Annotated in this window: 19 protein-coding genes and 7 pseudogenes; 9 read left to right on the top strand and 17 right to left on the bottom strand. The window is 58.5% G+C overall.

Going from position 1 to position 23,401, the window contains the following annotated elements; all coding sequences use genetic code 11:
• Positions 1 to 32: 32 nt before the first annotated feature.
• Both speE and JZM24_RS09940 read right to left on the bottom strand, forming a co-directional pair.
• Positions 33 to 901, bottom strand: a pseudogene (speE, locus tag JZM24_RS09945) (polyamine aminopropyltransferase).
• A 96-nt stretch (positions 902 to 997) separates the two neighbouring features.
• On the bottom strand, positions 998 to 1,336 hold the full coding sequence (locus JZM24_RS09940) for a YacC family pilotin-like protein (protein ID WP_215669522.1): 339 nt from the start codon (positions 1,334 to 1,336) through the stop codon (positions 998 to 1,000).
• A 1,663-nt stretch (positions 1,337 to 2,999) separates the two neighbouring features.
• On the opposite strand from JZM24_RS09940, the gene JZM24_RS09935 reads away from it, so the two are divergent.
• From JZM24_RS09935 to hpt, 5 genes are all read left to right on the top strand, one after another.
• Positions 3,000 to 3,593, top strand: a complete 594-nt coding sequence (locus JZM24_RS09935) for a hypothetical protein (protein WP_215669521.1) — start codon at positions 3,000 to 3,002, stop codon at positions 3,591 to 3,593.
• An 18-nt stretch (positions 3,594 to 3,611) separates the two neighbouring features.
• On the top strand, positions 3,612 to 4,112 hold the full coding sequence (locus tag JZM24_RS09930; protein WP_215669520.1) for a hypothetical protein: 501 nt from the start codon (positions 3,612 to 3,614) through the stop codon (positions 4,110 to 4,112).
• Entirely contained in the window at positions 4,105 to 4,305 is a 201-nt protein-coding gene (locus JZM24_RS09925) for a hypothetical protein (protein WP_215669519.1), read from the top strand. Before JZM24_RS09930 ends, JZM24_RS09925 begins: the two co-directional genes overlap by 8 nt.
• Before the next feature lie 109 nt (positions 4,306 to 4,414).
• Positions 4,415 to 4,627 carry a hypothetical protein gene (locus tag JZM24_RS09920; RefSeq protein ID WP_215669518.1) on the top strand — a complete coding sequence of 71 codons (213 nt, stop codon included), beginning with the start codon at positions 4,415 to 4,417 and terminating at the stop codon, positions 4,625 to 4,627.
• Positions 4,628 to 5,000: 373 nt separating this feature from the next.
• The gene (hpt, locus tag JZM24_RS09915; protein WP_215669517.1) at positions 5,001 to 5,543 is read left to right on the top strand and encodes a hypoxanthine phosphoribosyltransferase; all 543 of its coding nucleotides are present in this window, start codon (positions 5,001 to 5,003) and stop codon (positions 5,541 to 5,543) included.
• Between the two features lie 350 nt (positions 5,544 to 5,893).
• Here the strand turns inward: hpt and can are convergent, their stop codons facing one another.
• On the bottom strand, positions 5,894 to 6,499 hold the full coding sequence (gene can, locus JZM24_RS09910; RefSeq protein ID WP_246580023.1) for a carbonate dehydratase: 606 nt from the start codon (positions 6,497 to 6,499) through the stop codon (positions 5,894 to 5,896).
• 161 nt (positions 6,500 to 6,660) lie between these two features.
• Here can and JZM24_RS09905 point away from each other — a divergent pair.
• Together JZM24_RS09905 and JZM24_RS09900 are read left to right on the top strand one after the other, a co-directional pair.
• Positions 6,661 to 7,594: pseudogene (locus JZM24_RS09905) on the top strand (ABC transporter ATP-binding protein).
• Complete coding sequence (locus JZM24_RS09900) at positions 7,591 to 8,361, top strand: ABC transporter permease (protein WP_215669516.1); 771 nt, start codon at positions 7,591 to 7,593, stop codon at positions 8,359 to 8,361. Before JZM24_RS09905 ends, JZM24_RS09900 begins: the two are co-directional and overlap by 4 nt.
• A 288-nt stretch (positions 8,362 to 8,649) precedes the next feature.
• On the opposite strand, the pseudogene panD reads toward JZM24_RS09900, so the two are convergent.
• The 9 genes and pseudogenes from panD to thpR form a co-directional block, all read right to left on the bottom strand.
• Positions 8,650 to 9,030 (bottom strand): annotated as a pseudogene (panD, locus tag JZM24_RS09895) (aspartate 1-decarboxylase).
• A 20-nt stretch (positions 9,031 to 9,050) separates the two neighbouring features.
• Positions 9,051 to 9,920 (bottom strand): pantoate--beta-alanine ligase, encoded by an 870-nt coding sequence (gene panC, locus JZM24_RS09890; protein ID WP_220098839.1) that lies wholly within the window; start codon positions 9,918 to 9,920, stop codon positions 9,051 to 9,053.
• Positions 9,920 to 10,708 (bottom strand): 3-methyl-2-oxobutanoate hydroxymethyltransferase, encoded by a 789-nt coding sequence (gene panB, locus JZM24_RS09885; protein ID WP_215669514.1) that lies wholly within the window; start codon positions 10,706 to 10,708, stop codon positions 9,920 to 9,922. Before panB ends, panC begins: the two co-directional genes overlap by 1 nt.
• A gap of 360 nt (positions 10,709 to 11,068) precedes the next feature.
• The gene (folK, locus tag JZM24_RS09880; RefSeq protein ID WP_215669513.1) at positions 11,069 to 11,575 is read right to left on the bottom strand and encodes a 2-amino-4-hydroxy-6-hydroxymethyldihydropteridine diphosphokinase; all 507 of its coding nucleotides are present in this window, start codon (positions 11,573 to 11,575) and stop codon (positions 11,069 to 11,071) included.
• The gene (pcnB, locus tag JZM24_RS09875; RefSeq protein WP_215670098.1) at positions 11,575 to 12,975 is read right to left on the bottom strand and encodes a polynucleotide adenylyltransferase PcnB; all 1,401 of its coding nucleotides are present in this window, start codon (positions 12,973 to 12,975) and stop codon (positions 11,575 to 11,577) included. Before pcnB ends, folK begins: the two co-directional genes overlap by 1 nt.
• A gap of 98 nt (positions 12,976 to 13,073) precedes the next feature.
• Complete coding sequence (gene gluQRS / locus JZM24_RS09870) at positions 13,074 to 13,946, bottom strand: tRNA glutamyl-Q(34) synthetase GluQRS (RefSeq protein ID WP_215669512.1); 873 nt, start codon at positions 13,944 to 13,946, stop codon at positions 13,074 to 13,076.
• A gap of 82 nt (positions 13,947 to 14,028) precedes the next feature.
• Entirely contained in the window at positions 14,029 to 14,484 is a 456-nt protein-coding gene (dksA, locus tag JZM24_RS09865; RefSeq protein WP_215669511.1) for an RNA polymerase-binding protein DksA, read from the bottom strand.
• Positions 14,485 to 14,678: 194 nt separating this feature from the next.
• Positions 14,679 to 15,386 (bottom strand): annotated as a pseudogene (gene sfsA, locus JZM24_RS09860) (DNA/RNA nuclease SfsA).
• Between the two features lie 10 nt (positions 15,387 to 15,396).
• Positions 15,397 to 15,976, bottom strand: a pseudogene (thpR, locus tag JZM24_RS09855) (RNA 2',3'-cyclic phosphodiesterase).
• A 123-nt stretch (positions 15,977 to 16,099) separates the two neighbouring features.
• Between thpR and hrpB the strand changes: the two are divergent.
• Both hrpB and mrcB read left to right on the top strand, forming a co-directional pair.
• Positions 16,100 to 18,351, top strand: a pseudogene (gene hrpB / locus JZM24_RS09850) (ATP-dependent helicase HrpB).
• 90 nt (positions 18,352 to 18,441) lie between these two features.
• Positions 18,442 to 20,913: a bifunctional glycosyl transferase/transpeptidase gene (gene mrcB / locus JZM24_RS09845; RefSeq protein ID WP_215669510.1), complete on the top strand. Its 2,472-nt coding sequence runs from the start codon at positions 18,442 to 18,444 to the stop codon at positions 20,911 to 20,913.
• Between the two features lie 150 nt (positions 20,914 to 21,063).
• Here the strand turns inward: mrcB and JZM24_RS09840 are convergent, their stop codons facing one another.
• The 5 genes and pseudogenes from JZM24_RS09840 to JZM24_RS09825 form a co-directional block, all read right to left on the bottom strand.
• Positions 21,064 to 21,735: a TetR/AcrR family transcriptional regulator gene (locus JZM24_RS09840; protein WP_246579934.1), complete on the bottom strand. Its 672-nt coding sequence runs from the start codon at positions 21,733 to 21,735 to the stop codon at positions 21,064 to 21,066.
• Between the two features lie 199 nt (positions 21,736 to 21,934).
• Positions 21,935 to 22,207, bottom strand: a pseudogene (locus tag JZM24_RS19420) (MaoC/PaaZ C-terminal domain-containing protein); the annotation flags it as partial.
• A 15-nt stretch (positions 22,208 to 22,222) separates the two neighbouring features.
• Positions 22,223 to 22,414 carry a MaoC/PaaZ C-terminal domain-containing protein gene (locus tag JZM24_RS19415; RefSeq protein WP_312884965.1) on the bottom strand — a complete coding sequence of 64 codons (192 nt, stop codon included), beginning with the start codon at positions 22,412 to 22,414 and terminating at the stop codon, positions 22,223 to 22,225.
• A 49-nt stretch (positions 22,415 to 22,463) separates the two neighbouring features.
• Positions 22,464 to 23,246 (bottom strand): 3-ketoacyl-ACP reductase, encoded by a 783-nt coding sequence (locus tag JZM24_RS09830; protein WP_215669509.1) that lies wholly within the window; start codon positions 23,244 to 23,246, stop codon positions 22,464 to 22,466.
• Positions 23,246 to 23,386 (bottom strand): hypothetical protein, encoded by a 141-nt coding sequence (locus JZM24_RS09825; protein ID WP_215669508.1) that lies wholly within the window; start codon positions 23,384 to 23,386, stop codon positions 23,246 to 23,248. Before JZM24_RS09825 ends, JZM24_RS09830 begins: the two co-directional genes overlap by 1 nt.
• Positions 23,387 to 23,401: the final 15 nt, after the last annotated feature.

Here is a 23,401-nt window from a genome sequence, read left to right as displayed (position 1 = left end):
GCAATTTGGTTCACCCCCTTATGGATACCGTCTCAGAGGGCTGCTGATAAGGCATTCAGCAAATATTGCGGCAGGGCGAAGCTGCCGTTATGGATCGCCGCATTGTAATAGCGGCAGGTCAGCCCGGTTTGGTCGATGCGCGCCGCCAGGGTCGTCGCGTCGAGTTGGCGCAGCGCCGGATTCTGACTGGCCCAGGCGAAGGTCATGATGCCACCATAATAGGTAGGCACCGCCGCCTGATAAAAGCTGACGTCGCTAAAATAGTGGTCAAGTTTGCGGTGGCTAGTTACCGCTTCATCCTGCTGTAAAAAACATACACCGTTCTGCGCCACGAAAATGCAGCCTTCATTGAGACAGCGCGCGCAACCCTGATAGAAATCAGAGGTAAACAGTCTTTCGCCGGTCCCGATAGGGTCAGTGCAGTCGGAAATGATGACATCGTATTTGTCACTGCTTTGGCAAACAAAGTCCACCCCGTCGGCAATCACCAGCGTGAAACGCGGATCGTCAAACGCGCAGGCGTTATGGCGCGGCAGGTATTGTTTGCAGAACAGAACGTCACCACGCCGGCATCGATTTCAACCATCGTTATCTGCTCGACGCCGGGATGACGGCTGACTTCGCGCAGCATACCGCCATCGCCGCCGCCGATTATCAGCACTTTTTTGGCGGCGCCATGGGCGATAAGCGGCACATGGGACATCATTTCGTGATAAATAAACTCATCGCGCTCGGTGGTCTGCACCACGCCGTCTAGCGCCATGACGCGGCCGAGCGCGGCGTTTTCAAAGATCACCAAATCCTGCTGGCCGGTCGTTTCCCGGTACAGGACCTTATCCACGGTAAAATATTGGCCGAAATGGTCGTGTAACGTTTCGTGCCAGGTTTCTGGGTGGGATATGTCTGGCTGCTCCTTGGCAAGTCCGCCATGAAAAAACAGCGCAATATAATAGCTAACTCTGCCCACCGTTGCACGGTTAAATTTCGCGCAGTGTGGTTATGAGAGCGTATTAAGAGAGTTAGTCGCCAGCGATTCGCATTTTTTCGCCGACGGGACGGGGATGCCGCTCAGGTCGCGATAGATGTCTTCACCCAGCGCACGCATATCGTAGGTGGCGTAATTACTCAGATCCCAGCGGTTTTGCTGGGCGAAAATCAGGATTGCGCGACGAATCTGCTCATTGGGCATATCCGCGTAGTCGCAATTATTCTTAAGATAGACAAACACCGCTGTCAAGTCGGCCATGTCTTCCTCTTCGTTCTTCGTCAGCGCCTGCGCAGCGCTGGATATCACCAGCAGGCTAAGCAACAACATCACCAATAAGGTGTTTTTCATAGTGAAACTCAATTAAATCGTTATACTTTGACGTTATCATATTTCAACATGGACGCCCTCAGTTTTTTTAGGCCGCCGGACTGTCATTATTGAGTATGGAACAAGAGACAGAAACTGTCTTATGCGCTTGTAAATTTTCCGCGCCAGGCGCCGTCACGATCTTAAGCCCCGTACCAAAAACGCGTCTTCCCTGGCCCGGCCGCCGCATCATTCCTCTTTCGGCGCGCTACCGAGAGCCTAAATGAAAAGGCAGGTGTACGCCGTAACGGTCACGCGTTTGGCGCACAAATCCCGTTGGTTTTCATCACTGATCTCTCCTGCGCGTCAGACTGCCTGATTTGACAGACGCTAGAGCCGCCTGCTGATCGGGTGTGCCGTGCCTGAACTTCGGCAGCGCGGTGATGAAGCGCCATCATTTGACCCGCTTAACACGCCTCGTTACCCATTATGCCGTAGATTCTCGCCGCGTCGAGGGATGTCCGGTTTTTTTACGCAGTTTCACTCGGCAGGCAATGGATCGATTTCATCTGCTAACTAAACTTCTTGTTGGCCTCCATGGCTGGGGTGATCGCTTGTGACCTTGAGGCCATTTTCGCCAGTGTCGCCCCGGGTTATTGCCACCTGTTTGCGCATGGCTCAGCCATGTTGGCGATAGTATTAAACCAATACTGGCCCTTATGCTGCATATACCGCGGTTTGAAGCCCGGCGGTAGCGACGGTGAGTGGCTAAATCGAGAATGTGAATAAATCCCCCTTTTGGGTAACGCGCTAACCGCCGACGGCGACAAAACTAAATTAACCTTAACAGCACGTCGCTATTATGGATGGCACAAAGATTCTGTCGCACAACGGCCGGCATAAGTAGAAAGAGAGGGCGTGGGCAACGCGCATTTACTCTTCGGCGCCAGAAGCGATAGTCGCCAAATGCTTATTTAATGTCGCTAATATAATGTCGAACTTATACGATAAAAATTCCATTAATTAAATGGATGATATCTTGTGAAGGTGATTTAGGCGCCGTCATTATCGGCGGGGTCAGTGTTTTATTCATTCCGCCGACAGGTATTCTTTAAGTCCGGTCAAGCGTGACAGAAGACTCTTCTGACAGGAAGGTGTTTTTTCCCAGGGTGTTGGCGAGGATAGATGCGGGTCGTCACACCAATAACATGACCCCATGTCAGGTCAACGCGGGTTACGTCCCTTTTCCCTACATCGCATTCACCCCCAGAAAGCCGACTTGTTGCGGACAGCAGGGCAATGAAGGAAATAAGATTTTTTAACGCGATATAAATCATAACGTTATAATGGTGTGGCCATGATTAATCTGCCATGTCTGCGTGAGTGGCATACTGGCCATTACAAACCTGATTAACCCTTTTTGCCTAGAGAGGGAGACGTGCGGAGGATTATTTTTGGACGCTGATGCCACCAAAATAAGCCTGGCCTGATGCGTGGAAGTGGTATGGAATTAAGCATTGGCTGTTGTAGGCTGTCGGTCAAGATAGACATTAGGCGCCGTGTGGCGGCATTAAGACAGATTATAAACTTCAGGTGCCATGAATGAATGCGATCTATTTCTCAAAGGATTGTTTTGGCGGAAATAACGTGTACACAGGAGAGTAAAATACCAATAACGAGTTATGAACTATTAGATAAACGGTGTATGGCCGTTACCCAGATGCTCCGTTTAGAGCTGAACCTCGATGCTAAAGACAAGGCCTTTCTGCAGGCGCTCTTGCAGGTCGATAATAGCGCTCTGACGCTGATGCCACCCTCACCGCCATCAACAGAAAACCCGAAGTGCCCTTGTCGTTCATTGGCGGATGATCTGGTGAAAATTAAGAATCTGCATAACGCCATTTTAGAGGCGCCGCCTGAAATGACGCCACAGCTTCTTGCCGTCTTTGGTCAAACATTGCGTCGTACGCGCCATGAAGACTCGCCACTTTTGGCGTTGAGAATTGCGCAGGCAAGAGTTTTGAATGGCGAAGGGTGTTTTAAAGTCGCGAAGGAGCATGGGATTACGGATGAGCTGACACATTGCGGTCTTCAGCTCAGCGCGGCTATGGGGCCAGCCGTCAAGGCGATCGCCGATGGGCAAGCCTGTCATGTCATCGCCCAGGAGATTGAGATTCTCCACGCCGGCCCGCTAGTGGCTCTTGAGATGCTGGCGGTCAAAGGACCGGCGGGCGATAGCATTCGTCGAGGCGAGTCGTGCCTGACGGTTGCCAAAGCCTACGGTATTGTCCAGCCATAAGCCCTGCTTGCGCTGCAGTTGATAGCCGTGGAAGGTGCGGCCGGGGAAAGCGTCAAACAGGGAACTCCTTGTCAGGAGGTCGCCAGCGCCTTTGGTATCGACAAAAACAATGCGCTTCTCGCGCTACAATTGCTTGCCGTTGACGGACCGGCGGGAGAGTGCGTCCAGCAAGGGCAGTCGTGCCGGCGCGTGGCTGACAAATACGGGATCACTTTTCCCCGGGCCTTGCTCGCGCTGCAAATGTCAGCGGTGAACGGCCCGGCCAGTGAAGACATCAGCGAGGGTAAATTTTGCCATGAGGTCATCGAGAAATACGGTATCGACCTGCGCGAAGCCAGGCTCGTCGTGCAAATTCTGGCCGTCAACGGTCCGCCTGGCGCAGGTGTCAACGAGGGGCAATCGTGTCGCAAGATAAGCGAAAGCTACGGCATTGATCTGCCCGAGGCGCTGCTTGAGCTGCAAATGTTGGCGGTGGAAGGCCCCGCAGGTCGCCGAGGCGCTGGGTATCACGGTGAATAACGCGTTACGGGAGCTGGAAATGATCGCGGTTGATAAAGGTCCGGCCGGCGAAAAGGTGGCGCAGGGACTGTCTTGGCAGTCCATCGCGCGGGAGTTCGGACTTTGCGATGATGAAGCGGTTTTTGCGTTGGCCAACAAAAGTAGAGATGCGGTGCCGCAGCGGGTCGACGTCTTTATTTGGTGCATGATGTAGGTCTGGGAAAGCAAGGGCCTGTCTCAAGAGACAATCCAATCCATGCTGCACACTATTGAGCCCTTGTTACGGGATAAATTAAGCAAGACTGACGGCCAAATCAGCAAGTATGACATCACGCTCGCGCTGGCCTGATATCAGGGATGGCCACGGCTACAGTCTCGGTCGTAGCCACAGCTACGGCTATGGCTACGGTCACGGCCATGGCGTCGTTACCAGTTATAGCCACGGCTACGATATCGGTCGTGGCCACAGCTACGGCCATGGCCAGGGTCATAGCCACGGCGTCGTTATCGGTCACGGTATCGGGGCGACGTTTTAAGCCACGGGCTATTCGCAATCCTTACCATTAACGGCGCAGCGTGATTTCCCCTCCCGCCATGACGACGCTTTATTGCATCCCACCCGTGCTTAGCGTCTTTCTGCTGGATCCGCTTCCGGCCTGAACTCTGGTGTCAATCCGGCGTAAACGGCCAGACGGTAGCGGTTACCTCGCCCAATGGCCAACAGCGTCGGTTTGTTTTTATGCTTTCACCCCATCCGTCGACCTTCCCTGATATAATCCCTCGCCTTAAGAGGCGCGAAGTGGTATTTGATTGCGCGATGCGCCTTAGGGCAGTCAGTCTCTCATTGACAGATTTTATTGTCGGCTGTAATGGTTTTTAACTGATTAATTTCAGTGGTATAGGTATTTTATGAAACATCACGTGGAAGTCATGATCTCCGGACAGGAAATCGCCAAACGTATTGCTGAATTGGGGCAATCCATCAGTAAGCATTATCACGCTAGCGGCAGTGAAATGGTCCTGGTCGGCCTGTTGCGGGGATCGTTTATGTTTATGGCGGATTTGTGTCGCGCCGTCACCGTGTCGCACGAAGTGGATTTCATGACCGCCTCCAGCTACGGTAGCGGCATGAGTTCGAGCCGCGACGTGAAGATCATGAAAGATTTGGATGAGGATATCCGCGGCAAAGACGTGTTGATCGTCGAAGATATCATCGATTCCGGTAATACGCTAAGCCGGGTGCGCGAGATCCTCGCCTTGCGTCAGCCGAAATCCATCGCCATTTGCACGCTGCTTGATAAACCGGACCGCCGGGAGGTTAAGGTCACGGTGGAGTGGGTGGGTTTTACCATCCCTGATGAGTTTGTCGTCGGCTACGGTATCGATTATGCCCAGCGTTACCGCCATTTACCCTATGTCGGCAAAGTCGTGACGGCGGCAGAATCCGCCTGAGCCGGTATATCGTTTAGGCGGGGTTGGGCGCTTGAGAAAGGCAGACCATAGGGATAGCGAGCGGTTTACCACAATAACGTCGGACGCCGCGACGATACCGCTCCCAGGCAGGTTTGACGCTTTACCCGCCAGCAGGGCTTGTGCGGTTAAAGACCGCACGTGGCGATGGTCTATACTGTGTAAGGTCACTTGATTCCGGGGTGAAATAGCCTTGCGGTCAGGGGGCAGTGCGGCAAAAGGATCGCAAACGACTAAGCGGACAGAAAGTGGTTAAGCGGACGGCAAGCAGTCAATCGGACGCCAACCAGCTAAATGGACGACGTCCGTCGATGAAACGGATGTCCGTCGCATTAATTGCCGTAGCGCTGTAGCAGGGTGGCCATCCCCTGACGATAACGCTGTTCCAGCGTCTCGCGGCTGGTGGCGGTGATTTCCAGATCGCGGAGCAGCCCGTCGTGCAGAGCATACACCCAACCGTAAATCGTGACCTTCTGGCCCCGTTTCCAGGCAGAGCGCATGATGGTCGAGTGTCCCAGGTTATACACCTGTTCAATCACATTAATCTCGCTCAGGATGTTGGCGCGATCCTCTGGATGGAGCTCGCCCAGCAGTGAGCTATGCTTGTACCACAAATCACGGATATGCAGCAGCCAGTTGTCGATAAGCCCTAGCTCGGGATTGTCAATGGCCGCCTGTATGCCGCCGCTGCCGTAGTGGCCGCAAATGATAATATGCTCGACCTCCAGCACGTCGACCGCATATTGCACCACCGACAGACAATTGAGATCGGTATGGATAACCAGATTGGCGACATTGCGATGTACAAACAGCTCACCGGGCTCCAGTCCGGTCAATCTTTCCGCCGGGACGCGGCTGTCGGAACAGCCAATCCACAGAAAGCGTGGCTTTTGCGCCAGCGACAGCCGCTCAAAAAAGCCCGGATCCTCTTCATGCAGAAGCTTGGATCAGTCGTGGTTGTTACTGATAAGGGTTGAAATGTCTTTCATCGATGTTAATAGCCCGTAACTGTCGTAATGCGATGCGTTAATATAGGCCAAGCGCTGGCGTTTGAAAATCAGTTCCTGAAAACCGTTTAGAATAAGGTAACCCGTCACAAATGACATATGCATTGGAGTTGGAGCAGTTGACCAAGACCTACGCAGGAGGCGTACAGGCTATGAAAGGGATTGACTTGAACGTGGAAGCCGGCGATTTCTATGCGCTGCTTGGCCCCAACGGGGCGGGAAAATCCACCACCATCGGCATTATCAGCGCCTTAGTGAACAAGAGCGCCGGTAAAGTGCGGGTGTTCGGCTACGATACCGATAAGGACATTGTCAATGCGAAACGCCAGCTGGGGCTGGTGCCGCAGGAATTTAATTTCAATTCCTTTGAAACCGTCTATCAAATCGTGGTGCATCAGGCCGGCTACTACGGCGTAGAGCGCAAGCAGGCTGCGGCCCGCGCGGAAAAATATCTGCGCCATCTGGATCTGTGGGACAAACGCGACGAGCGCGCCCGCATGCTTTCTGGCGGCATGAAACGACGACTGATGATCGCCCGTGCGCTGATGCATGAGCCGAAGCTTCTGAATCCTTGATGAACCCACCGCCGGCGTCGATATCGAGTTGCTCCGCTCCATGTGGGGGTTTTTGCGCGATCTGAACAACAGCGGCACCACCATTATATTAACCACCCATTACCTGGAAGAGGCGGAGATGCTTTGCCGGCATATCGGCATTATCCAGCACGGCCGGCTGGTGGAAAATACCTCTATGCGCGAGCTGCTGTCGAAGCTGAAATCCGAAACCTTCATACTGGATTTGGCGGCGAAAAGCGCGCTGCCGCAGCTAAACGGGTATCGCAGCCAGCTGCTTGATACCAGTACGCTGGAGGTGGAGGTGATGCGCGAACAGGGGTTAAATAGCCTGTTCAGTCAGCTGAGCGCACAGGGAGTACAGGTGTTGAGTATGCGCAATAAGACCAACCGCCTGGAGGAATTATTTGTTTTGTTGGTCACGGACGGCAAAGCAAGGGGTCAACGGGCATGATGCAGCTGTATTGGGTCGCGTTTAAAAGCATATTACGTAAAGAAATTAACCGGTTCGCGCGGATCTGGGTGCAAACCCTGGTGCCGCCGGTGATTACCATGACGCTCTATTTTATCATTTTCGGCAATCTCATCGGATCGCAGATTGGCGCCATGCACGGCTTTTCGTATATGCAGTTCATCGTGGCGGGCCTGATTATGATGGCGGTGATCACCAATGCTTACACCAACGTCGCGTCATCGTTCTTTATCGCCAAGTTTCAGCGCAACATTGAAGAACTGCTGGTGGCGCCGGTGCCTACCCATGTGATCATCGCGGGGTATGTGTGCGGCGGCGTGGCGCGCGCGATTTGCGTCGGCATTCTGGTGACGGCGGTGTCGCTGTTCTTTGTGCCGCTCCAGGTCCACGCCTGGTGGATGGTCGTGCTGACGCTGATATTGACCGCGGTGTTGTTTTCGTTGGCGGGACTGCTTAATGCGGTGTTTGCCAAAAGCTTTGATGACATCAGCATTGTCCCCACCTTCGTGCTTACACCGCTGGCCTATCTGGGCGGCGTGTTCTATTCGTTAACGCTGCTGCCGCCGTTTTGGCAGGTGGTGTCGCGCTTGAACCCGGTGGTGTATATGATTAGCGGCTTCCGCTATGGCTTCTTGGGCATCAGCGACGTGCCGCTGGCGCTAACGCTTGCGGTGCTGGTGGCTTTTATCGTGGTGTTTTATCTGCTGTGCTGGGCGCTTATCCAGCGCGGACGCGGCTTGCGCACCTAACCTGACGGGCGGCGCTAGCGCCGCGCCGGGGTGGCGTGTTGCGGCTTAAGCCCGTTTCAGCGCGAGCTGGCCGGTTGGGCCGCCACAACAGCAAACGGGCGCGGGCGTAAATTCACCTGCGGCCAGCGGATGCCAGAACTCAGGCAGTCTCTCCCTGCGGCCCCTGGCGCGCCGTACGTTGACGGTTAAAGCCCGCGCCCCTCGGGCGCCAGACGCAGACAGGCTCTAGCTGTGCCCTCTAGCGCGGTAGGCCGGCGGTGAATACCCGCGGCCATTGGCGCGGGAGACTCAGGCCATCTGCACCGGCAGCGCTTTGGCGGTGCGCTGTAGCTGATTGTGTTCGTCGAAATAGGCCACCCGCGGCGCGTGATGTCGCGCCTCTTCGTCCGGCATTTGCACATAGGCGCAAATAATCAATAAATCGCCGACGCAGGCGCAGCGCGCGGCCGCGCCGTTGACTGAGATGATGCGCGAGCCGCGCTCGGCGGCAATTGCGTAGGTGGAGAAGCGCTGACCGTTGTCGACGTTATAAATATCAATCGCTTCATACTCCAGGATCCCCGCCGCATCCAGAAAGTCCTGATCAATAGCGCAGGAACCTTCTTAATGGAGATCCGCCTGGGTGACGTGCACCCGGTGTAGCTTGCCTCGTAACATCTTGCGTTGCATGAGCTTAAGCCTTCTTACCGTTAGGAAATGAGATCCACTTGCGCATTATCAATTAGCCTGGCCTTACCCAGCCAGGCGGTGAAGAGCACCACCGCCCGCCGGCTGTCAACCGTCAGCGGTTGCAGGGTCTGCGCGTCGCGAATGACCAACGTATCCGGCCTGAGGCCGGCCTGAAGCAGTTGTTCCGTCGCTGAGTTCAGCAACCCATCGATGTGGCGTTCGCCTTCGCGCAACTGCGCCACCAGCCGCATGAGCACCTGATTGAGCTGCGGCGCCAGACGGCGTTCCTCGGCGCTCAGATAACCATTGCGCGAACTGAGCGCCAGCCCATCGGCGGCGCGCACTGTCGGTACGCCGATAATCTCGATGTCATAGCTCATGTCGCGCACCAGTTGACGGATGAGCGCCAGTTGCTGAAAGTCTTTTTCGCCGAAGCAGTCCACGTCCGGTTCTACCAGATTAAACAGCTTGCTGACAATGGTGGCGACGCCGCGGAAATGGCCCGGCCGGCTTTCTCCCTCCAGAATATTGGCAAATCGGGGCACATCGACAAAAGTTTGACTGGCAAGACCTTCGGGGTAGATAACCGCCGTCGCCGGCGCGAACACCATGTCCACGCCGCGCCTTGTCAGCTGTTCGCAATCTTCTTGCAGCGTGCGCGGGTAGGCCACCAAGTCTTCCGGCCGGTCGAACTGCATCGGGTTGACGAACACGCTGACCACGACTTTATCGGCGCGGGCACGGCCGGCGTCAATCAGCGCCATATGCCCTTCGTGCAAATTGCCCATGGTCGGGACCAGGGCGATACGCTTATGCTCCTGACGCCACTGTTTAACCGTCTGACGCAGCGTCGGCGGTGTTTCGATAATCTGCACGGGAGTCTCCTCCATCAATGAAAGCTATGTTCGGCCGCGGGAAACCGACCGGCTTCGACCTCTTGCACGTAGCGGCGCACGGCGGCGGCAATGTCCCCGCCTGCCGCCAGAAAATCTTTAGCGAACGAAGGCGAGCTATCGCCGGTGATGCCGAGCGCATCCTGCATGACCAGGATTTGGCCGTCGGTGACGGCGCCGGCGCCAATGCCGATAACCGGAATGCTCAGCTCATGCGTTACGCGTTCCGCCAGCGCGACCGGTACGCATTCCAGTACCAGCAACTGGGCGCCGGCCTGTTCCAGCGCCAGCGCGTCGGCCAACAGCTGGTCTGCGCCGGCTGCGTCGCGCCCTTGAATTTTATAGCCGCCGAAGATATTCACCGATTGCGGGGTCAGGCCAAGGTGGCCGCAGACGGGTACCGCCCGCGCGGTCAGACCGCTAACGGTATCGGCCAGCCATACGCCGCCCTCAAGCTTGACCATATTGGCGCCCGCGCGCATCAGCGCCGCCGCATTGTCATAGGACTGAGCCGGCGTCGCATAACTCATGAACGGCAGATCGGCCAGCAGCAGGCACGAGGGCGCGCCGCGCCGCACGCAGCGGGTATGGTAAACCATATCCTCAACGGTGACCGGCAGCGGCGAGTCATGGCCCTGCATGGTCATGCCCAGAGAGTCGCCTACCAGCATCACTTCGATCCCCTGTTTGGCGAACAGGCGGGCAAACGCGGCGTCGTAGGCGGTAATGGAGGCGAATCTGCGCTGTTGTTGTTTCCATTTGCGCAAATGAGAAATCGTGGTCATGGTAGGCAACCTCTGTGCCGCTGGAGCGTCCGCTGTCAGCTTAAAGAATGGCGGCTTATTTTAATGGAATCTTTGCCGGGTGTATAGCGTTTATCGCACAAAACAGGGGGTACATTGACCTGAACCCGTCGCGGGGGCTATGACTCTGCCGGACGCAGAGAGAACGTGGGAGGCCGGCGCGAACCTGCGTCCTTGGTATCCACCCAGATGGCCGGCGCCAATTTGCACCTTCGGTCTGCCCCCCAGGTGGCCGGCTAGTGAGGTTGAGCCGCGACGCGACCTCTGGCATGAGGAGAGAGAAGGCAGCGACCGCCGCACGGTCGTCATCGTGCCATGGCGTAAGCGTGTGGGCGGCAGTGCTTAGCCGTAGGGGTAACGGTGCTCTTCATCCCAATAGGTGAGGCCGTTGCGCGGCACCTGACGCAGGCGCTCCGCCAGCGGGACGCCGTTGGGAAACTGCAGATCCGGGGCGAGCTCCGCAAGTGGATAGAGCATAAACTCGCGGTTGTGCATGTCGTAGTGCGGTACAGTCAGGCGCGGGGAGACGATAATGCGATCGCCGAACAGCAAAATGTCCAGATCCAGCGTGCGGGGTCCGAAACGATGCGCCTTGCGCGTCCGTCCCTGGCGCAGTTCGATCGCCTGGGTGTGATCGAGCAGCGTTTCCGGTGCCAGGGTGGTGTCCAGCGCCACCACGGCGTTCAGGAAATCGGGCTGATCCTGCGGGCCCCGCGGGCGGCTGCGGTAGTAGGAAGAACAGGTGACCAGCCGGGTTTGCGGCAAGCTGGCCAGCGCGTCGAGGGCGGCGCTCACCTGCTGTAAGGGTTCGGACAGATTACTACCCAAAGCCAGCCAGACGCGCTCCATCAGGCGCTGTCGCGATTGGGCGCCCGACGGCGCGGGCGGCGCGGGCGAGCGCGGGTCGGGCCGTCATCGCCGAGCGTGGTCAGCATGTTCTTTTGTCGCGGCGGCGCGGCGACCTGGAATTCCCCCCACCAGCGGCTCAGACGCTGTAGTTCGGCGTTGTTTTCAACCTCGGCGCGAAGCGTCAGCAAATCATAGGCGGCGCGGAATTTGGGGTGTTCCATCAGCTTGTGGGCGCGCTTGCCCTGGCGGCGCGATAGCCGCAGTTGCAGTTGCCACATATCCCGCATCAGGGCGGTTAAACGTTTCGGGATGGCCAGGGTCCGACATTGTTCATCGAGGATATCGTTCATCGCCAGCGAAAACGCGTCGAAATAGGACAGGCCGCTCTCCTGGGTCAGTTTTTGCGCATGCTCCAACAGCGGATACCACAGCATGGCGGCGAACAAGAAGGCCGGATTGACCCGCATATCGTTACGCAAACGCTGATCCGTGTTGGCCAGAACGCGGATGACCATCTGCTCCATATAGCTGTCGCCATGTTCGGTAAAGTTACGGCTTATGAGCGGAAATAACGGCTGGAACAACTGGTATTCGCACAGCAGGCGATAAGTGGCTTCACCGTAACCCGCCTGCAGCAGTTTGAGCGCCTCTTCAAACATCCGCGCCGGCGGAATGTCATGCAACAACGCCGCCAAACGGGGAATCGGTTCGGCGGTTTCGCGGCTAATAGTCATATCCAGCTTGGCGGCAAAGCGCACCGCGCGCAGCATGCGTACCGGATCTTCCCGGTAGCGGGTTTCCGGATCGCCAATCAGGCGAAGGGTTCCTTCGCGTAAATCTTTCAGCCCGCCGGTATAGTCGCGCAGGGTGAAGTCGGCCACGCTGTAATAAAGACTGTTCACGGAAAAGTCGCGACGCTGGGCGTCTTCTTCGATGGAGCCGAAAATATTGTCGCGCAGCAGCATGCCGTTGTGGCCGGTTAGGGCGGCGCCCGTCGCGCCTTCTACCGGCTCCAGCACCTGGTGATGGCCGCGGAAGGTGGCGACTTCGATAATTTCGGGCCCGAACATGACGTGGGCCAGCCGGAAACGGCGGCCGACCAGACGGCAGTTGCGGAACAATTTACGCATCTGCTCCGGGGTCGCGCTGGTGGAGATGTCGAAGTCCTTGGGCTTTTTACCCAACAGCAGATCGCGCACGCCGCCGCCGACCAGGTAGGCTTCGTATCCCGCTTTGTTCAGGCGGTAAAGGACCTTTAGTGCGTTTTCACTGATCTCTTTACGGGAGATGGTGTGCTGGTCGCGCGGGATAATCGTCAAATGGCGTCTATCCTCTGGTGCCGTTTCCACGCTTTCACGATTGAGCACCTTACGGCAGAAGTTGGCTACTCGGGTAAAAATAGTACACCTCAATAGTAACAAATAAACAGGAACAACCAAAACCGCGGCTAATAATAGCTCACCCCGCTAAGTTTGAGAATGGGCGGGTGCGTTGTCCCTTACGGGGCGGGCATGGCCGGCACGGCGTCAAGTCGCCAGTGGTCCACCGCCCAGTTTAACATACACTCAAGGCGCATAGCACACCACTGCGGCGGTAGCGGCTGATTTAACAACCCCAGCGCCTGCGCCAGCAGCGGCAGGGGATCGCTCATCGGCAGCGCCGGCGCATGATTTTGTTTCGATAATTTCAGCCCTGACGGCGACAGCGCCAGCGGCAGATGAATATAATCAGGTTTTTTATAACCTAATTGACGATAGAGCGCCAATTGGCGCACCGTTGGCGCGATGAGATCGGCGCCGCGCACCACTTCCGTGACGCCGATGGCGGCATCATCTACCACCACCGCCAGATTATAGGCGAACAGCCCATCGCGGCGGCGGATGATAAAATCTTCCTGCGCCAGCGCCGGGCTGGCATCGATGCGGCCCCGCAATTTATCGTGGAAATGGAGCACCGGCGCGGTTTGCCGCAGGCGGATGGCCGCACCCGCGGCGCTAAGGTGTCGATCGCGGCAATGGCCGTCGTACAGACCGCCCAGGTTCTGTATACGGCTGCGGGTACAATCGCAATAATAACTGAGGCCGCGCTGGTGCAGCGTCGCCAGAGCCGCCAGATAAGCCTCATGCCGCTGCGACTGATAGATGACCGGTCCGTCCAAGTGCAGGCCGTAATGGCGCAGCTGGCGCAGTAAGGTATCGGCGGCGCCGGGAACTTCCCGCGGCGGGTCGATATCATCAATGCGCACCCGCCACTGACCGCGACAGGCGCGCGCCTGCACATAGCTGCCAAGGGCGGCGACGAGGGAACCAAAATGAAGCGCGCCGGAAGGCGACGGGGCAAAGCGCCCGATATAGGGGACAAAGGTTGGCATGATAGTGACAAGGGCGTAGCCGTGCAGCTACCGCGATGTCATGATGTTGCGTCACCGACACCGCAGTAAACCGGGCTCACTCTTACCCTGCCATCTGCTTTTCGCGAATTTCAGCCAGGGTCTTGCAGTCAATGCACAAATCGGCGGTCGGACGCGCCTCCAGGCGGCGGATGCCGATTTCAACGCCACAGGATTCGCAGAAGCCGAAGTCATTGTCTTCTACTTTCTTGAGGGTTTTCTCAATTTTCTTAATAAGTTTACGCTCCCGGTCACGGTTGCGGAGCTCAAGGCTGAATTCCTCTTCCTGCGCGGCACGGTCTACCGGGTCGGGGAAGTTAGCGGCATCATCCTGCATATGTGAGACGGTACGCCCGACTTCATCTCTGAGCTGATTACGCCAGGCTTCCAGAATGCGCTTGAAATGCAGAAGCTGGGCTTCATTCATGTACTCTTCACCAGGCTTTTGCTGGTATGGTTCCACCCCGGCGATGGCGAGAATGCTCAAGGAGGATGTCTTACGGTTTTGCCCTTCTTGCATGGTGCTTCTCCTTCTAACACGCACTAGCGATCCCCAACGTGGGGAAAAAACAGGCCGCTATAAATAGCAGATGACGTTAAGGTTGGCAATTATTCCTAACGCCTACTTGACAAGGGTGTCAGGGAGGGCGTATTTGGCGCGACGGTAAACTTTGGAAAACTGACGCATTTTACGCCATTTTGCCGTTAACCGCCCTATGAAATAATTATCGTCAGCGGAGTGTGGACTCGCATGACGTGCCGGGATAATTGACAACCATAGCACAGGACTTCTACGCCATACTGCTGAGCCTGTAATACCAGATCGGCATAGTGGGGGTCAATGTGGCGGGCCGGCGACACCCGGTCAATACTCGAATGCAGCACGGCGAAAAACAGCACCGCACGATACCCCTTTTCCGCCATTGCCTGTAATTCTCGTAAATGTTTTTGTCCGCGCAGCGTTACCGCATCCGGAAAATAACCCGACTGGTGTTGCAATAACGTCACGGATTTCACCTCAATATAGCAGCCCGCGCGGTCTTCTGCCGATAATAACCAATCTATCCTGCTGTTCTCTGCGCCATATCGCACTTCGCCGCGAAGATGGGCATATCCCGCCAGCTCGGGAATCGATCCAGCCCGTAGCGCTTCGCCAACCAACGTATTGGCGCGCAGCGTATTTACCCCTATCCATTGACCGCTGGCGGTCTCTGTTAGTTACCAACTATGTGGATAGCGGCGTTTGCGGTTATCCGACGTGGAATACCACACGGTATCGCCAGGGGTAGCGCAGCCGGTCATGGCGCCGGTGTTGGGGCAATGGAGGGTTAATGCCTCACCGTCAGGGGTGATGACATCGGCAAGAAAACGTTTATAGCGTTGTATCAGCCTGGCGGGTTTGAGGGTAGGCTCGAATTGCATAGGGTCTTCCTTACTGTGGACCATCGCGATGGAGGGGCCAGTCCTGCACCAGCCTATAGCGTACGCGACCGTTGTCAAACGTCGATAGCCAAAGACCGAATCGGCTTACGTCAGTCGTCCAGCCCGGCGTATCCGGCGGCAGCGCTACCGGTTTGGTCGCCTGCCGCCAGAGAGTGATATGCGGATGAAACGGCAGCGAACTTTGCTGGCAGCAGCTACGGGCCGCCCGGTCACGCAGCCATCCCGTCAGTTGCAGCAGCTCGCGCGGCGCGCGGCGGCAGCCGAGCCACACGACGCCCGCGCCCGGCCAATGGCCGCAATCATCCAGAGGCAGCGTGAAGGCCGGCTGCCGCAGACGACCCGCTGCCGCGACGAGCGCCCGCTCCTGCGCGGCGCCAACGTTGCCTAAAAAAGCCAGCGTCAGATGCAAATTGTCCTGCGCGACCGGTCGGCCGGTTTCAGCGGGAAACCGCGCGGCGCGCCAGTCCACCATCTGACGGCGCAGCGTGAGGGGGCAACGTCAGGGCGAAAAACAACCGGCGCGACGCGCTGGAGGCTTCGACGGGCCGGCGGGGAGCGGGTGCAGGCATAAGCGGGTTCTTCATCAAGCGGCGGCGCCACTGATGGCGTCGGGGGCGGAACCGATCATTGTTCCAGGATGCAGCGATGCTACAATGCCTGCCCTGGAATGTTAACCTTTTCGTGGAGACGTTGTGGCGTTATTACCGGTCAGTGCCGTGGTCGATGAAGTGCTCTCCGCCTTGCAAAGCGCCGCGCAGGTCATGCTGCACGCGCCAACTGGCGCCGGCAAATCGACCTGGCTGCCGCTGGAGATTCTGCGCCGCGGTGGCCTGGCGGGGAAAGTGGTGATGCTGGAGCCTCGGCGGCTGGCGGCTAAAAACGTCGCGCTCCGGCTGGCGGAACAGTTGGGCGAGCGCCCTGGGCAGAAGGTCGGCTATCGGATGCGCAATGAGAGCCGCTGCGTCCCGACGACCCGGCTGGAGGTGGTCACCGAGGGGCATTTTGACCCGTCAACTGCAGCAAGACCCGACGCTCGACGGCGTCTCGCTGGTGATCCTGGATGAATTTCATGAGCGCAGCCTGCAGGCGGATCTGGCGCTGGCGTTATTGCTGGATGTGCAGCGTGGCCTGCGTGACGATCTGGTGGTGCTGATCATGTCCGCGACCCTGGATGACCGCCGGCTGAGTCAACTGTTGCCTGAGGCGCCGGTGATTCGCTCTGAAGGGCGCAGCTATCCGGTGGAGCGGCGCTATCTGGCGCTGCCGGCCCAGACGCGACCGGAGGAGGCGATAGCCGGTGCGGTGCAGCAACTTCTGCGGCAACAGCCCGGTTCGCTGCTGCTGTTTCTGCCCGGCGTGGCGGAAATCAACCGGGTGCAGGGGCTGCTCGGCGAGCGTGTGGCGGCGGACGTCTTACTGTGCCAGCTGTACGGCGCGCTGCCTATGGAAGCGCAGCAGCGCGCCATCCATCCCGCCCCTGCGGGCCATCGTAAAGTGGTACTGGCCACCAATATAGCCGAAACCAGCCTGACCATCGAGGGCATCCTCCTGGTGGTGGACAGCGGCCTGGAGCGGGTGGCGGAGTTCGACCCGCGCAGCGGGCTGTCGCGTCTAATTACCCGGCGCATCAGTCAGGCGTCGATGGCGCAGCGCGCGGGGCGGCTGTCTGCGGGCGTATGCCTGCATCTATTTAGTCAGGAGCAGGGGGGGCGCGCGCCGGAGCATCACGCGCCGGAAATCACCTACGCCGATTTGGCCCCGCTCTGGCTGGAGCTACTGCAATGGGGCGTGCGCGAGAGCGGGCAGCTTACCTGGCTGGACGCCCCGCCGGCGCCGGCGCTGGCGGCGGCGGTCGACACCCTGACCGGGCTGGGTGCCATCGACGCCCGCCAGCACCTGACGCCTGCCGGCCGCGCCATGGCCGGCTACGGCTGCGATCCGCGCCTGGGGGCAATGCTGTACCACGCCGGCGAAGAGGCCGATGCCGTCGCCACCGCCGCGCTGCTGGCGGCTATGATCGAGGAACCCCCCAAGAGCGTCTCGCCGGATATCCGTGACCACTTCCACCGCCCGTTGCCGCACTGGGCGGCGCGTGCGCGCCAATTGCGTAGTCGATGCGGAGGCGGCGAAGGGCGGCCGGACCTCAATATGGCCCCTTTGCTGCTGGCCTGGGGCTTTCGCGATCGCATCTCCCGCCGCCCGGCCCGCCTGGTTCAGCCGCACCACCGCCATGCACTGGGATCAGGACAAAGGCAGCCTGCGGGTAGTTCAGCGTGAACGCTTGGGGCGCCTGGTGTTGTGTGAACAACCGCAGGCCCGGCCATCGGATGCGGTCATGGCGCAGGCGATGCTCGACTGGATTGCAGAGCAGGGGTTGGGCGTGCTGACCTGGGAGCGCGAGGCCATCCAACTGCGCCAGCGCCTGCTGTGCGCCGCTGAATGGCTGCCGGAGACCGGCTGGCCGGAGGTAGACGATCACGCGCTACTCGCCGCGCTGCCCCGCTCGCTGCTGCCGTCGCTGACCGGGGTGCGCGACGCGCGCGGCCTTGCGCGCATCAATCTCGCCGATGCGTTGCTGCGGCTGCTTGACTGGTCATTGCGACAACGGCTGGATAGTCAGCTGCCCAGCCACTACACTGTGCCCACCGGCAGCCGTCTGCCGCTGCGTTATCAGCAGGGCGAGCCGCCGGTGCTGTCGGTACGCATGCAGGAGATGTTCGGCGAGCAGCAGACGCCGCGCGTGGCGCAAGGGCGCGTGGCGGTGGTCCTGGAGCTGCTGTCGCCCGCGCACCGACCGCTGCAGATAACCCGTGATCTGGCGGTTTTTTGGCGCGGCGCCTATCGCGAAGTGCAAAAAGAGATGAAAGGGCGTTATCCAAAACACCCCTGGCCGGACGATCCGGCGCAGGCGTTGCCCACCCGGCGCACCCGTAGGCCGCAATAACGGGAAATTCAGAGGTTTCCGCTTCCGGCCCGGCCGAAGCGGGAACAGAGTAGACGGTTTAGCCGTTGGTAGTTGGGAGAGTAATGAACGATGTCTGGGGATGACCGTGAACCTATCGGACGTCACGGACGACCGTCAGGCCGCAAGGCTCCGCGTAAGGCCGCACCACGCCGCTGGCGGGATGATGATGATGACCGTTGGCAGGATGATGACGAAGACGAAGAGGAGTACCTGATGCCGCCACGTAAGGGAAGGGGAGGCGCGCCGCGGAAAAAACGCCGGCTGCTGGGCTGGCTTATTCGCATCCTGCTGTTGCTGGTGGTCGTTATCGCGATCTATGGCGTCTATTTGGATGTGCAGGTCCGTCACCGCATTGATGGCAAAGTCTGGCAACTGCCGGCGGCGGTCTATGGCCGCATGGTGAGCCTGGAGCCGGGCATGTCCTACAGCCGCAACGACATGGCGACGTTGCTGGAAGGCATGCAGTACCGCGAAGTGTCGCGTATTACCCGGCCGGGCGAATTCACCGTACGCGGCAATAGCATCGAGCTGCTGCGCCGGCCGTTCGATTTCCCGGACGGCAAGGAGGGCCAGATCCACGCCCGCATGACCTTTGCCAAAAACCAGCTGCTGGAAATCAAGAACCAGGACACCGGGCGCAATTTTGGTTTCTTCCGCCTCGACCCCAGGCTGATTACCATGTTGCAATCCCCCAAAGGCGAGCAGCGGCTGTTCGTGCCGCGCGCCGGTTTTCCGGACCTGCTGGTGGATACGCTGATTGCCACCGAAGACCGGCATTTCTACCAACATGATGGTATCAGCCTCTCCTCCATCGGCCGCGCCTTCCTGGCCAATATCACCGCCGGACGCGCGGTGCAGGGCGGAAGCACGCTGACGCAGCAGTTAGTAAAAAACCTGTTTTTGACCAATGAACGCTCGCTGTGGCGCAAGGCCAATGAAGCCTATATGGCGCTGATAGTTGACTATCGCTACAGCAAGGATCGCATCCTGGAGCTGTATCTGAACGAGGTGTATCTTGGCCAGAGCGGTAGCGATCAAATCCGTGGTTTCCCGTTGGCCAGCCTGTATTATTTCGGCAGACCGGTGGATGAGCTCAGTCTCGATCAGCAGGCGATGCTGGTGGGGATGGTAAAAGGGGCGTCGCTGTACAATCCCTGGCGCAATCCCAAGCTGGCGCTTGAACGGCGCAATCTGGTGCTGAAACTGCTGGAGAACCAACAGGTTATCGACGGCGAACTGTACAATATGCTGAGCGCCCGTCCGCTGGGGGTACAGCCGCGCGGCGGAGTATTGACGCCCCAGCCGGCCTTCATGCAAATGGTGCGCGAAGAGCTGCAAAGCAATCTGGGCGATAAAATTAACGATCTGTCCGGCGTCAAGATTTTCACCACGCTGGATCCGCTGTCGCAGGATGCGGCGGAAAAAGCGGTTGAAGCCGGCATCCCCGCCCTGCGCGCCGGCCGTGGCGTTAAAGATCTGGAGGCCGCCATGGTGGTGGTCGACCGATTCAGCGGCGAAGTGCGCGCCATGGTTGGCGGCGCGGAGCCGCAGTTTGCCGGATTCAATCGCGCGATGCAGGCGCGACGTTCGGTGGGATCGCTGGCGAAACCGGCTACCTATCTGACCGCCCTGAGCGAGCCGGATAAATACCGGCTCAACACCTGGATAGCCGATGAGCCGCTTACCCTTAAGCAGCCGAACGGCAGCCTGTGGTCGCCCAAAAACTACGATCGGCAATTCCGCGGCAAGGTCATGTTGGTGGATGCTTTGACCAACTCGCTTAACGTGCCGACGGTCAACCTCGGCTTGTCAGTGGGGCTTGATCGTATTACCGCCACACTGGTGAAGCTGGGCATCCCCTCTTCGGTACTAAACCCGGTGCCGTCGATGCTGCTTGGCGCCATCAGCCTGACGCCAATGGAAGTGGCGCAGGAATTCCAGACCATCGCCAGCGGCGGCAACCACGCCACGCTGTCGGCGGTGCGATCGGTGATAGGGGAAGACGGTGCCGTGCTGTATCATAGCTTCCCTCAGGCCGAGCGGGTGGTGCCCGCCAAAGCGGCGTATCTGACGCTGTATGCGATGCAGCAGGTTGTGGTGCGCGGCACATCGCGCTCGCTGTCGGTGAAATTCCCGTCTTCACATCTGGCGGCGAAAACCGGCACCACCAACGATTTGCGCGATAGCTGGTTCGCCGGCATTGACGGCAAAGAGGTCTCTATCGCCTGGGTCGGCCGCGATAATAACGGTCCCGCCAAGTTGACCGGCGCCAACGGCGCATTGACGCTGTACCGCCGTTATCTGGAAAAACAGGCGCCGTTGACGCTGAACTTGACGCCGCCTGAGGGGATTAGTCAGATGTCCATCGACTACGCGGGGAATTTTGTCTGCAACGGCGGCAGCGCGATGCGCACATTGCCGGTGTGGACCGACGACCCGCAGTCGCTGTGCCAGCCGGCCCAGACGCAGGTGCAACAGCAGCCTGACGCCGCCGCGCCGGCGGGACAGCCGCAGCAAAACCCGCCGCCGCAGGATGAGTAAAAAGACAGTAACGGTGTCGCAAACTGGATCCGGGAAATGTTCGGTAAATAGCGCTCGAACGCGGGCGGTGCGCCGTCGGGCAGCGGGCGCCTTAACAGCGCGTTGTCCGGTAAGCCCGTCGCATCACCTCGCACGGCCCCGGCGCTGCCCTCATTCCGGGCGTTTGGCGTCGCTGCCGTGCGGCTCGCGGGTATAGACCGACAGCACCACCCGGGAGAAGGAGGTGAAGAATTGCTCCAGGCGAGCAAAACTTCCCGCATCCTGGGCAAACGCCGATGAGCTGTCCACCAGATTGGTCAGCAGGAACACCAGATCTTGCCGCGGCGTATCCGCCTTCAACTGTCCCTGCTGCCAGGCATATTCCACCGCCTGGCTAATCACCTCCTGCATGGTCTCGGTGAACGACGCAAGAGAACGGCAGGCGGCATCGCTCAGCACATCGCTTTCAAGGCGCAGCCGGCCGATTAAACTCCAGGGATGCTTGCCTTTATCATCAAGATTATATTTGCGGTATAGCCGATAATTGTACGCGACCACTTGGGCCACTTTTTGTTCCAGCGTGGTGGTGGTATCCAGCCAAATAATACTGTGATTTTTTTTGGCTTCGGCCACATATTCCCGCACTACGATTTCCACCAGATGATTTTTATTACCGAAGTGATAATGAATATTGGTGGTTGTTATTTGTAAGGCTTTAGCGATAACGCCGAAAGTCGTTTTATGATAACCATGGGCAATCAGTAAGTTGCGCGTAACATTTTTGATCTTTTCCTGCATTGAACTGCTGGTTGTCAGGCCCTGGCTGTATTCTGGTTTTGACATAATCCCCTCGAGGCCAGCGAATGCCACTGCGCCTTGCAACTAGATGGCGTTTTCTGCACGATATAATTAAACGGAGAAGGCAGGCAGAATATTTAGCATTTTTTCAGGGGGATAGCAAAACACCGCGCGTCATTTTGCGCAACAAGAGCCGGGCGGCGCTTCAGGACGAAGACGCCGCGTCAGGCGTCATAGGGCGGGATTAGTGCCGCATCATTAATAGGGTTTCGCCTTGCTGCACGATAGCCTGATGCTGATTGATCATCCGCAGACCAAAGGTAACAATGCCCCTGTCGGCACGTTTGGTCGAACGTTTGCTCACCACGGTAATCTCGGCGTAAATGCGATCGCCGGGCAGCAGTGGCGCGCAGAATGTCCAGTTCCAGCCCAGGGTTGCGATACCGCACAACCGTACGGCCGAGCGGGTCTTTAAGCCATCGATAAGCGCTAGCCCCAATAAGCCATGGGCGATACGCCCCGGAAATCCCTGCTACCGGGCGAAAGTATCATCCATATGCACGTCAAAAAAATCGCCGGTAATGCCCGCGAAAGCCACAATATGCGACTCCGTCAGGGTGATCGCCCGGGTGTCATAACGATCGCCTGCCTGCAAATCGGCATAACCATATTCGCCGGCCGGTAACCGCCGTCCAGAGGCGGGGACGGTAGCGGATTGTGACATAGTGCCTCCTGTGTTTGGCGCGCCGCTCGCCCTTGGCGTTGGCGCAGAGTTATAAGCGCTGCAGCGTTAAACCGCCGTTGGCATGGATAACCGAGCCGGTGGCGAAAAATGCCTCGGGTTTGATAAGCATGGCGACGGCCGCGGCGATATCTTCCCCTCGCCCCCAGCGCTGTGCAGGCACCAGGCCGTCAGCGATCAAACGGTCATATTTTTCGTTCACGCCGGCGGTCATATCGGTGCGAATAATGCCCGGCCGGACCTCAAACACCCCGATGCCGTCTGCGGCCAGGCGCGCCGCCAGTCCCTGCGCCACCATGGCAAGGCCCGCTTTGGCAATGCAATACTCCAGCCGGTTCACCGATGCCATTTGCGCGGAGCAAGAGGAAATAAACACGATGCTGCGCTCACCCTCTGCGGCCGTGCGGGTCAGCATGCGCTTGGCCACCGCCTGGGCGAGGAAAAACGCGCCGCGCAAGTTGGTGTTTAGCACGGCGTCGAAGTTCGCCGCCGTAGTGTCCAGCACATCAAGCCGCTCAGGCGGCGCGATGCCGGCGTTGGCAACCAGTACGGCGATCGGTCCCAACTGCTGCTCGATGCTGTCCAGCACGGCGGCATGATCCGCCGGCGCGGCGATGTCGCTTTTGAAATAACGCACCGGTACGCCGTATTCTTCGAGTTCCGCCACGGCGGCGCGCGTTGGCGCATCACTGCCACCGCTGCCGGTAATGGCGATGGCGTGGCCGGCGGCCGCCAGTCGTTTGGCGATGGCAAAGCCAATCCCCCGGCGTCCGCCGGTAATCATTGCGGTGGCGGTCGGGTATTGCGGCGGCATTAGGCGTCTCCTGAGGTGCTGAAAAAGGTCAGGTAGGGTCCATTGTCCGCCAAACGCTGGACATAGAGCGCCAGCTCGCGCAGATGATAGTCCCCCCACTGGGTAGCTTCGCCGAACGGGTTTTGGTGGCCTGCGGGCACATAATCCCAGCCGTT

This window comes from Candidatus Sodalis endolongispinus (genome assembly GCF_018777395.1).
Taxonomy (GTDB): Bacteria; Pseudomonadota; Gammaproteobacteria; order Enterobacterales; family Enterobacteriaceae; genus Sodalis_B; species Sodalis_B endolongispinus.
The sequence above is the reverse complement of the archived record's forward strand: the minus strand, read 5'-3'. Positions and strand labels throughout refer to the sequence as shown.

What these genes read in the sequence shown, in the direction of transcription:
- JZM24_RS09940 (WP_215669522.1), bottom strand. Translation starts at nt 1,336, where the DNA reads ATGAAAAACACCTTATTGGTGATGTTGTTGCTTAGCCTGCTGGTGATA.
- JZM24_RS09935 (WP_215669521.1), top strand. Translation starts at nt 3,000, where the DNA reads ATGGCCGTTACCCAGATGCTCCGTTTAGAGCTGAACCTCGATGCTAAA.
- JZM24_RS09920 (WP_215669518.1), top strand. Translation starts at nt 4,415, where the DNA reads ATGACATCACGCTCGCGCTGGCCTGATATCAGGGATGGCCACGGCTAC.
- hpt (WP_215669517.1), top strand. Translation starts at nt 5,001, where the DNA reads ATGAAACATCACGTGGAAGTCATGATCTCCGGACAGGAAATCGCCAAA.
- JZM24_RS09900 (WP_215669516.1), top strand. Translation starts at nt 7,591, where the DNA reads ATGATGCAGCTGTATTGGGTCGCGTTTAAAAGCATATTACGTAAAGAA.
- panC (WP_220098839.1), bottom strand. Translation starts at nt 9,920, where the DNA reads ATGGAGGAGACTCCCGTGCAGATTATCGAAACACCGCCGACGCTGCGT.
- panB (WP_215669514.1), bottom strand. Translation starts at nt 10,708, where the DNA reads ATGACCACGATTTCTCATTTGCGCAAATGGAAACAACAACAGCGCAGA.
- folK (WP_215669513.1), bottom strand. Translation starts at nt 11,575, where the DNA reads ATGGAGCGCGTCTGGCTGGCTTTGGGTAGTAATCTGTCCGAACCCTTA.
- gluQRS (WP_215669512.1), bottom strand. Translation starts at nt 13,946, where the DNA reads ATGCCAACCTTTGTCCCCTATATCGGGCGCTTTGCCCCGTCGCCTTCC.
- dksA (WP_215669511.1), bottom strand. Translation starts at nt 14,484, where the DNA reads ATGCAAGAAGGGCAAAACCGTAAGACATCCTCCTTGAGCATTCTCGCC.
- mrcB (WP_215669510.1), top strand. Translation starts at nt 18,442, where the DNA reads ATGTCTGGGGATGACCGTGAACCTATCGGACGTCACGGACGACCGTCA.
- JZM24_RS09840 (WP_246579934.1), bottom strand. Translation starts at nt 21,735, where the DNA reads ATGTCAAAACCAGAATACAGCCAGGGCCTGACAACCAGCAGTTCAATG.
- JZM24_RS19415 (WP_312884965.1), bottom strand. Translation starts at nt 22,414, where the DNA reads ATGTCACAATCCGCTACCGTCCCCGCCTCTGGACGGCGGTTACCGGCC.
- JZM24_RS09830 (WP_215669509.1), bottom strand. Translation starts at nt 23,246, where the DNA reads ATGCCGCCGCAATACCCGACCGCCACCGCAATGATTACCGGCGGACGC.